This is a genomic window from Micromonospora sp. CV4, from assembly GCF_003667455.1.
Taxonomy (GTDB): domain Bacteria; phylum Actinomycetota; class Actinomycetes; order Mycobacteriales; family Micromonosporaceae; genus Micromonospora.
The window spans coordinates 1-7,562 of the sequence record NZ_RCVI01000137.1 but is presented as its reverse complement, the minus strand read 5'-3'; the positions used below and the strand labels follow the sequence as shown (position 1 = coordinate 7,562).

5 protein-coding genes and 1 pseudogene are annotated in these 7,562 nt (G+C 72.1%); 3 read left to right on the top strand and 3 right to left on the bottom strand.

What is annotated here, in order from left to right; translation table 11 throughout:
• Both EAD98_RS31420 and EAD98_RS01640 read left to right on the top strand, forming a co-directional pair.
• Nucleotides 1-525 (top strand): annotated as a pseudogene (locus tag EAD98_RS31420) (hypothetical protein); the annotation flags it as partial.
• A gap of 286 nt (nucleotides 526-811) precedes the next feature.
• Nucleotides 812-2,008 carry a low temperature requirement protein A gene (locus EAD98_RS01640; protein ID WP_121652308.1) on the top strand — a complete coding sequence of 399 codons (1,197 nt, stop codon included), beginning with the start codon at nucleotides 812-814 and terminating at the stop codon, nucleotides 2,006-2,008.
• Between the two features lie 31 nt (nucleotides 2,009-2,039).
• On the opposite strand, the gene EAD98_RS01635 is transcribed toward EAD98_RS01640, so the two are convergent.
• Nucleotides 2,040-2,867 carry a hypothetical protein gene (locus EAD98_RS01635; RefSeq protein ID WP_121652307.1) on the bottom strand — a complete coding sequence of 276 codons (828 nt, stop codon included), beginning with the start codon at nucleotides 2,865-2,867 and terminating at the stop codon, nucleotides 2,040-2,042.
• Between the two features lie 250 nt (nucleotides 2,868-3,117).
• Between EAD98_RS01635 and EAD98_RS01630 the strand changes: the two genes are divergently transcribed.
• The gene (locus tag EAD98_RS01630; protein WP_121652306.1) at nucleotides 3,118-3,324 is read left to right on the top strand and encodes a hypothetical protein; all 207 of its coding nucleotides are present in this window, start codon (nucleotides 3,118-3,120) and stop codon (nucleotides 3,322-3,324) included.
• A gap of 549 nt (nucleotides 3,325-3,873) precedes the next feature.
• Here EAD98_RS01630 and EAD98_RS01620 read toward each other — a convergent pair.
• Nucleotides 3,874-5,382 (bottom strand): right-handed parallel beta-helix repeat-containing protein, encoded by a 1,509-nt coding sequence (locus EAD98_RS01620; protein WP_121652304.1) that lies wholly within the window; start codon nucleotides 5,380-5,382, stop codon nucleotides 3,874-3,876.
• A 173-nt stretch (nucleotides 5,383-5,555) separates the two neighbouring features.
• Complete coding sequence (locus EAD98_RS01615) at nucleotides 5,556-7,508, bottom strand: APC family permease (protein WP_199723218.1); 1,953 nt, start codon at nucleotides 7,506-7,508, stop codon at nucleotides 5,556-5,558.
• Nucleotides 7,509-7,562: the final 54 nt, after the last annotated feature.

Sequence of the window (7,562 nt, the reverse complement as noted above, 5' to 3'; positions counted from 1 at the left end):
GAGCCGATCGCGGAGCGCGAGCCGATCGCGGAGCCTGAGCCGGTCGCGGAGCCTGAGCCGGTCGCGGAGCGCGAGCCGGTCGCAGTCGAGGAGCAGTCGGCCCCGAGCACGGTGATCGCCCCCCGCCAGCCGGGGGACGGCGTCGAACCCACCGTCGCGGCGGACGGCGACCGCGAGCCGGTGCGGGCCACGCCGCCGGTCCGGCCGACCGCCACCGCCACCCCGCCGGTCCGCCCGGTCGCAGAGACCTCGCCGAGCGGCGCCGACACCGACCCGGAGGGCCCGGCCGACGACTTCCGCCGGATCCAGGGGGTCGGGCCGAAGATGGCGGCCGCGTTGCAGGCGGCCGGCGTACGCACCTACGGCCAGCTCGGCGAGCTGGACGAGCCGGCGCTGCGCGACCTGATCCGGGCCGCCGGCCTGCGTGCCGCGCCGGGTCTGGCCAGCTGGCCGCAGCAGGCCCGGGTGCTGGCCGGCGCCGGTGACGAGCTGGCGGCCGTGCTGCCGGGCGACGCCCGGGACTGACGACGGAAACCGGACCCCCGGCGGGCCGTCCTTGCAGGACGGGCCGCCGGGGTCCGGCCGTTCGGGCGGAACCACCGCACGCCGATCGCCCGAGGCTCGAAGATCGACTCGGTTTCACGAGAAGCCGGCGTGTCCTCGCGAGCGGGACACCTCCCGGGAATCGAGTCGTTCACCCCGGTCGGGGGACGGTCGGACGATCGGGACGTCGCCGCACCCGCTGCTCGTTACGGTCGATCGAGGTGAGCCGCACGGCCCGCCACGTCGACCGGGACCGCAGGAGCAACCCGTGCAGTTCGCCGCGCCGGAGCCCGGGTCCCGCCCCCCGATGCGCGACCCGGAGGCCCCGCGCCGGGTGACGCTGCTCGAACTCTTCTTCGACCTGGTGTACGTGGTCGCGCTCGCGCTCATCTCCCGGGAGATGGTCAACGGCCTCGACTGGAGGAGCGCCGCGCAGTCGCTGATCCTGCTCTCGGCCGTCTGGTGGACCTGGGCGATCACCACCCTGGTCACCGACATGTACGACCCGGAACGCAACGAGATCAAGCTGCTGATCACCGCGGTGATGTTCGGCGCGCTGCTGATGACCACCGCGATCCCGGAGGCCTTCGGTGCCCGGGGGCTGGTGTTCGCCGTCACCTACGTGGCGATCCACCTCGGCCGTGGGCTGTTCCTGATGCCCATCGTGCGCCACGAACCGCAGACGCAGCGTCGGGCCGCGCGAATCTTCGTCTGGTTCGCCGTGTCGGCGATCCCCTGGATCATCGGCGGGTACGTCAGCGATGACGCCCGGATCATCTGCTGGGCGATCGCCCTCGCCATCGACTACAGCGGCTTCCGGCTCGCGTACCCGGTGCCCGGCCTCGGAGTGGTGCCGGAGCAGCAACGCAACGTCACGGCGGAGCACCTCTCCGAGCGCTACCAGCAGTTCTTCATCATCGCCCTCGGCGACGCCATCCTGACCATCGGCACCATGTTCAGCCTGGCGCACTCCGAGGCGGAGAACATCGGGGCGTTCGGGGTGGCGTTCCTGACCACCCTGCTGCTCTGGCGGATCTACGTGCACAAGTCCGGCGAACTTCTGCCGTTGGCCATTCAGGCGTCCAGGCAGCCGAGCAAGTTCCTGTTCACCGCGCCGTACACCCACCTGCTGATGGTCGCCGGGGTGGTAACGACGGCCTCCGGGTTCCACCTGGTGCTGCACGAACCGGCCGGGCGCACGCCGCCGGCCTGGCTGGCGGTGATCCTCGGCGGCCCGGCGCTGTTCCTGGCCGGCCGGGCCTCCTTCGAGTACGAGGTGTTCAGCCGGGTGTCGCAGTCCCGCCCAGGCGGCCTGCTGGCGCTGCTGACCGTCGCACCCGCGGCGCTGTTCCTCCCGCCGGTCGTCGCCTCCCTGGGCGCCATGCTGGTGCTGGCCGGCGTGGCGTACGCGGACTTCCGACGCAGCCGCGGCAAGCCGCCGGAGACCCCCGCCCCGCCGCACTGAACCGGGCGCCACCAGGCCGATCGGTAGCCGCTCAGACCAGCGCCCCGGCGTACCCCCGAACCTGCAACCGCTGCCTGGCGGCGCCGCTGAGACGCACCTGGAGGCCGAGCGGCGCGGCGGCCCGGCGCACCTCGTCCAGGTGCAGCGAGCCGTGCCGGTCCACGGTGAGGACCGGCGGCTCCTCCAGCTCGCCCTCGGGTGCGTGGAAGGAGAGCAGGGTGACCGACGTGGTGAGGTATCCCGGATAGGCGGCGCGCGCCGCCGCCTCGTCCCGGTGGGCGAGCACCACCAGGTCATCGAGGTGGGCGAAGTCGGCAGCGAGGCCGCCGGCCTTCCAGTGCGCGGGCTCCTCGGCCGCGCCGGTGAGGTGCCGGGACCGGTTCGCCGAGGTGATGTAGAGGTGGTCCGACCCCGTCTCCGCGAGCGCCCGCTCGAAGAAGGCGTTGGACGGGCAGGTCAGACCGGGAGCGATCACCTGGGTGGTGCGCAGTCCCTGATCGATCTGGGTGAGGTGCTCCGGCAGCCGGTCCGCCGCCGGGCCCCGGAACCCGAACGGCCCCGCGCCGTAGAGGGCGTCCATCAGCGCCCGTACCCGACCGACCGGCAACCGGGGCGAGATCCGGGACCAGTCGAACATCGCCGGGATCCGGCCCACCGCGGTCGTGATGCTGCCGACCTGGTGGATCGGGCGACCCTTGGCCAGGTTGACCCGGCGCACGGTGGCGGCGTCCGGGCGGGTGACGATGACGTAGAAGTTGGCGAAGGCCGCCGCGACGACCGCGCCGCCCGCGAGCGCGCGGGCAGCGACCGCGACGTCCTCGGGGCGGTCCAGGTACAGGGGCGGTGTCGGGGCGTCCATGAGTCCTCCTCGGCGGGGGCCGTGAGGCAGTTCTACGTCGGACGACAGGTACGACGGTCGGGTCCGTCGTCGATCCGATAGCCGGCCCGCTCCACGCGGTGCGGGTGGCCGATGCCGGGGCTGTACCGACGGCGGACGGTATCGGCCGGACGGAGGACCCGCGGGGTCGCCGCGAGCAGCAGTTAGCGGTTCGGCCGGATTGGGTACAACGCCTGCACCTCGATCCACCACATTCCCTCAGGAGGCAGCGATGCGCGGCACCTCGATACTCGGAGTCATCGTCGTGATCTGGTTGTTGATCGGCGCGGTCGCCGCCGGCCAGCGAGGCTACTACGGCAACGACGACACCAACTGCGCCGAAGCCGGCACGATCCTGGTCACCATCGTGGCCGGGCCCCTGAACTACATCGGCGCGAACCCCAAGGTTGACTGTGAGCTGCCCGAGCCGTCCAAGTAGGACGAAGACACCGGCCCGCGCCCTTTCGGGCGCGGGCCGTTCGCTGTCCGGACACCCGTAGGCGTCCCTGGGGGCTGATTCCCCGGCTGGTCGGTCGTGTGTCGAACGGGGCACACCCCGTACCGCGTCCTAGGAGGCTGGTTTGCAGGCCGGTGGGCGCACGGCGCTGAGGCGACGAGACCCACTGCCGACATCGCCCGCGCCGCCTTGCCGGCATCGCGGCATCGCGACACCTCGCCATGCCGGCAACGCGACACCCCAGCATCGCGGGCTTCGCGGCACCTCGCCATCGCGGCACCTCGCCATCGCGGCACCTCGCCATCGCGGCCTCGCGGCATCGCGGCATCGCGCCGAGGTGCCGGCATCGCGGCACCTCGCCATGCCGGCACCTCGGCACCTCGGCACCTCGGCGACAACGCGACGGCCGAGCATGAGTAGCCAACAAGCGGTATACCTCAGAGTCATAAATATGACTCTGAGGTATACCGCTCACAACACCGACCGCGCGGAGAGGACGACCACCGCGGGGCCGGACAGGTGCTGAACCGCTCAGCGGAAGCAGTGCGCGATGGGTACCGCGCTGCCCTCGCAGTTGGTCGGCTCGTTCTCGACGACCACGCTCTCGTCGTCGATCTTCACCTGGGCGTGCTCACCGAAGATGCCGCCCGGCTTCAGCGTGGCCGCGTTCCGGGTGACCTTGCTGGTGTAGATGGCAGCCGAACCCTGGAGGGCGTAGATGCCGCCGCCCTTGGACGCCGCGCCGACCGCCTCGTTGGCGGTCACGTCGCTGCCGCGTACCAGCAGGTTCGACTTGGCGGCGTAGATGCCGGCGCCGAGGCCGTGGGTGGTGTTGCCGTCGACCACGCTGTCGTCGAGCGGCAGCAGGCCCTGCACGGTCGAGATGCCGCCACCGTTGACGGTGGAGGTGTTGCCGCGGATGGTCATCTTGCGCATCACCAGCACCGCGTCCGAGTTCGCGGCGCCGCCGCCGATCTGCGCGGTGTTGTGCAGCAGCTCGGTGTCGTAGACCTTGGTCCGGGCCGAGAAACTGGCCAGGCCGCCGCCCTGACTGGCGCTGTTCTGCGTGAAGGTGGTGCCCTCCACCTCGGCCGCGCCCCGGTAGTTGCCGAGCCCGCCGCCGTAGCCGTTGGCGCTGTTGCGGTGGAACTCGGAACGCTTCAGCGTCAGCACACCACCGTTGAGCAGGCCCCCGCCCTTGCCCGCGGCGCCGGACGCGCTGTTGCCGATGAACGTGGAATCGGTGACCACCATGTTGCCGTCGTTGAAGATCCCGCCGCCGCCCCCCTCGGGCGACAGCGACGTGCTCTGGGTGACGGTGACCCGCTCCACCACGGCGGTGGCGCCGTGCACGACGTGCACGCTGCCGCCCTCGATTGCCGAGCGCCCGTTGTGCAGCTCCAGGTCACGCAGGGTCAGCTCGCCGCCGTCGCGGACGGTGAAGAAGCGGAACGCGGCGGCCTGGGCGTCGCGGGCGATGGTGGCGCCGGCACCGTCGATGGTGATGGGCTGGTAGATCGCCGGCAGGCCGGCGGTGTCGTCGGCCGGGTTGTGCGGCGGCGCCTCGGCGTCGCCGGGGGTCTCCGCGGCGTCCGCCGCCTCCCGGGCGTCGCGGATCCCGCCGTCGTACTGGTCGGTCTCGTGGAACGCCTCGGTGAGGGTGTACCGGCACTTCGGCGCGAGCCGCAGCTCCGCGCCGCCCTCGGCGTTGGCCGACACCAACGCCGCCACCAGCTTGGCCGCGTCGCAGGGCACCGACACCACACCCCGCTTGCCGGTGCCCGGGGTGTCCGGCCGGCCGTTCTCGGCGCCGTCGCGCCCCGGCGCGGTCCGGTCGTCGCCACGCCGGTCGTCGTCCTGGGCCGTGGCGGCCAGCCGGCCCAGGCCCGGGAGGGAGATGTCGCGGTCGGCGGCGGCGGCGACGCCGGCCACGCCGGCCGCCCCCACCACCAGGCTCCCGGCCAGGAACCCACCGGCTAAGAACCATCGGGACCGCCGTCTGGGTCGCGCCGTGCGCTCTCCTCCTCGGTATGTGGACATCAGGATGCCTGCCTTCCTGGCTGCGTGCACGTGACCGCGCGCCGATCCGGGCGCGGGGGGATCGACGCGCCGTCGACCACCAAAGGCCACGATAAAGCCGCAATACGGACAGTCAGGTGTGAACGTGAATAACGCTGCCATTCATCTTCGGGCGGGCGGGCCCGCGCCTCGGTTCACCCGCCGACGTGGATCCCGGGGCGGCGCAGCGGGTCCGGCTCGGTGCGGCGGATGATCTCCCGCACCACCGGCGGGGTGTCCCCCCGCCCGAGGATCAGATAGCGCAGCAGGTGCGCGATGGGGCTGCCCTCCGACCACTCGAAGTGCGCATGCGGCCGGACCCGGGTCGCGTCACGCAGGGCCAGCAGGATGGCGGCGATCGCGTTGGGCGCGGCCGGGCTGCTGGCCCGCAGCACCCGGAAGCCGCCCACCTCGACCCCGTGCACCCGCAACACCTGACTGAACTCCGACGGGTCGACCACGTCGATCTCCAGGAACAGCACGTCGGCGGCCCCGGGCACCGGATTCATCCCGCGCTGCGCCCGTTCCTTGACGGTGTACTCCTTCACCGAGCCGCTCTGCCGCTTGTTCGCGATCAGGTGCAGCTGCCCGTCGTGGGCCAGCGACTCGGTGATGAACCGGCGGGCCGGCTCGTCGAACTCGATCCGCTCCGCGCGCAGCTCCGTGGTCCGGGTGACCCGGGAGACCAGCGACACGCCGATGATGCCGAGGATGAACAGCGCGGAGATGGTGATCCCGTCCGGCTGCTCGATGACGTTCTCCAGCAGCGCGTACAGCAGGACGAGGGTCAGCACGGTGAAGCCGAGAGCGGTGCCCCGCTGGTGGTGGCGGGCCGCGGAGATGGTCACCGCCACCGCGCCCGAGACCATCATCGCCAGGATGCCGGTGGCGTACGCACCGGCCTGGGCGTTGACGTCCGCCCGGAACGCGATGGTGATGGCGATGCTGACCAGGGTGTAGACGATCACCACCGGGCGCACCGCCCGCGCCCACTCCGGGGCCATGCCGTACGAGGGCAGGTAGCGGGGCACGATATTGATCAAGCCGGCCATCGCCGAGGCGCCCGCGAACCACAGGATGAACACGCTGCTCACGTCGTAGACGGTCCCGAACAGCTCACCCAGGTAGGTGTGCGCCAGGAAGGCCAGCGCACGGCCGTTCGCGGCGCCGCCCGGCCGGAACTCCTCGGCCGGGATGAGCGCCGTGGTCACGAAAGTGGTCGAGATCAGGTACACCGACATGATCAGCGCGGCGGTGGTGAGCAGCCGGCGGGTGTTGCGGATCCGGGCGGTCAACCGGGCCTGCCGGTCCGGTCCGCCGGTGGCCACCAGCGGCATCATGCTGACCCCGGTCTCGAACCCGGACAGCCCCAGCACCAGCAGCGGGAAGGCCAACGCGGCGGTGAGCAGCACGCCACCCGGCCCGCCGCCGTCCGTGGTCACCGCGGTGGTCCAGTCCGACAGGACGCCCGGGTGGGTCACGATCCGGGTCAGCGCGACCACCACGATCACCGCGTTGAGCAGCAGGAAGACCGCGACCAGCGGGATGGCCACCACCACCGCCTCGCGGAAGCCGAGCAGGAACACCCCGCCGAGGATGAGCAGCAGCGCCACCGTGACCACCACCGGGACGAAGCTGCCGTGCAGGACGTCCGGCAGGTACGGGTTCTCCAGCAGGTGCACGGTGGCGTCGGCCGAGGAGAGGGTGATCGTGATGATCCAGGAGGTCGCCACGAAACCGAGCAGCACGAGCACGAAGATCTTGCCCCGCCAGAACGGCAGCAGCCGCTCCAGCATCGCCACCGAACCCTGCCCGTGTGGGCTCTCGTGGGCGACCCGCCGGTACATCGGAAGCATGCCGAACAGGGTGAGCGCGACGATCAGCAGCGTCGCCAGCGGAGAGAGCGCCCCGGCCGCGACCGCCGCGATGCCCGGCAGGTACGACAGGGTGGAGAAGTAGTCCACGCCGGTCAGGCACATCACCTGCCACCAGGCGTGGGTCCGGCTCTGTCCCTCGGTCGCCTCCGGGCCGGGCGGCTGCACCCGGTGCTGGAAGAGCCACCGGCGCAGCGAGCTGGCCGGCGGCGCCGGCCGGACCGGGCTGGCCACCCGTTCGGGCACCTCGACACCCGGCCGGCCACCCCGGTGCGGGCGGGCCGGGTC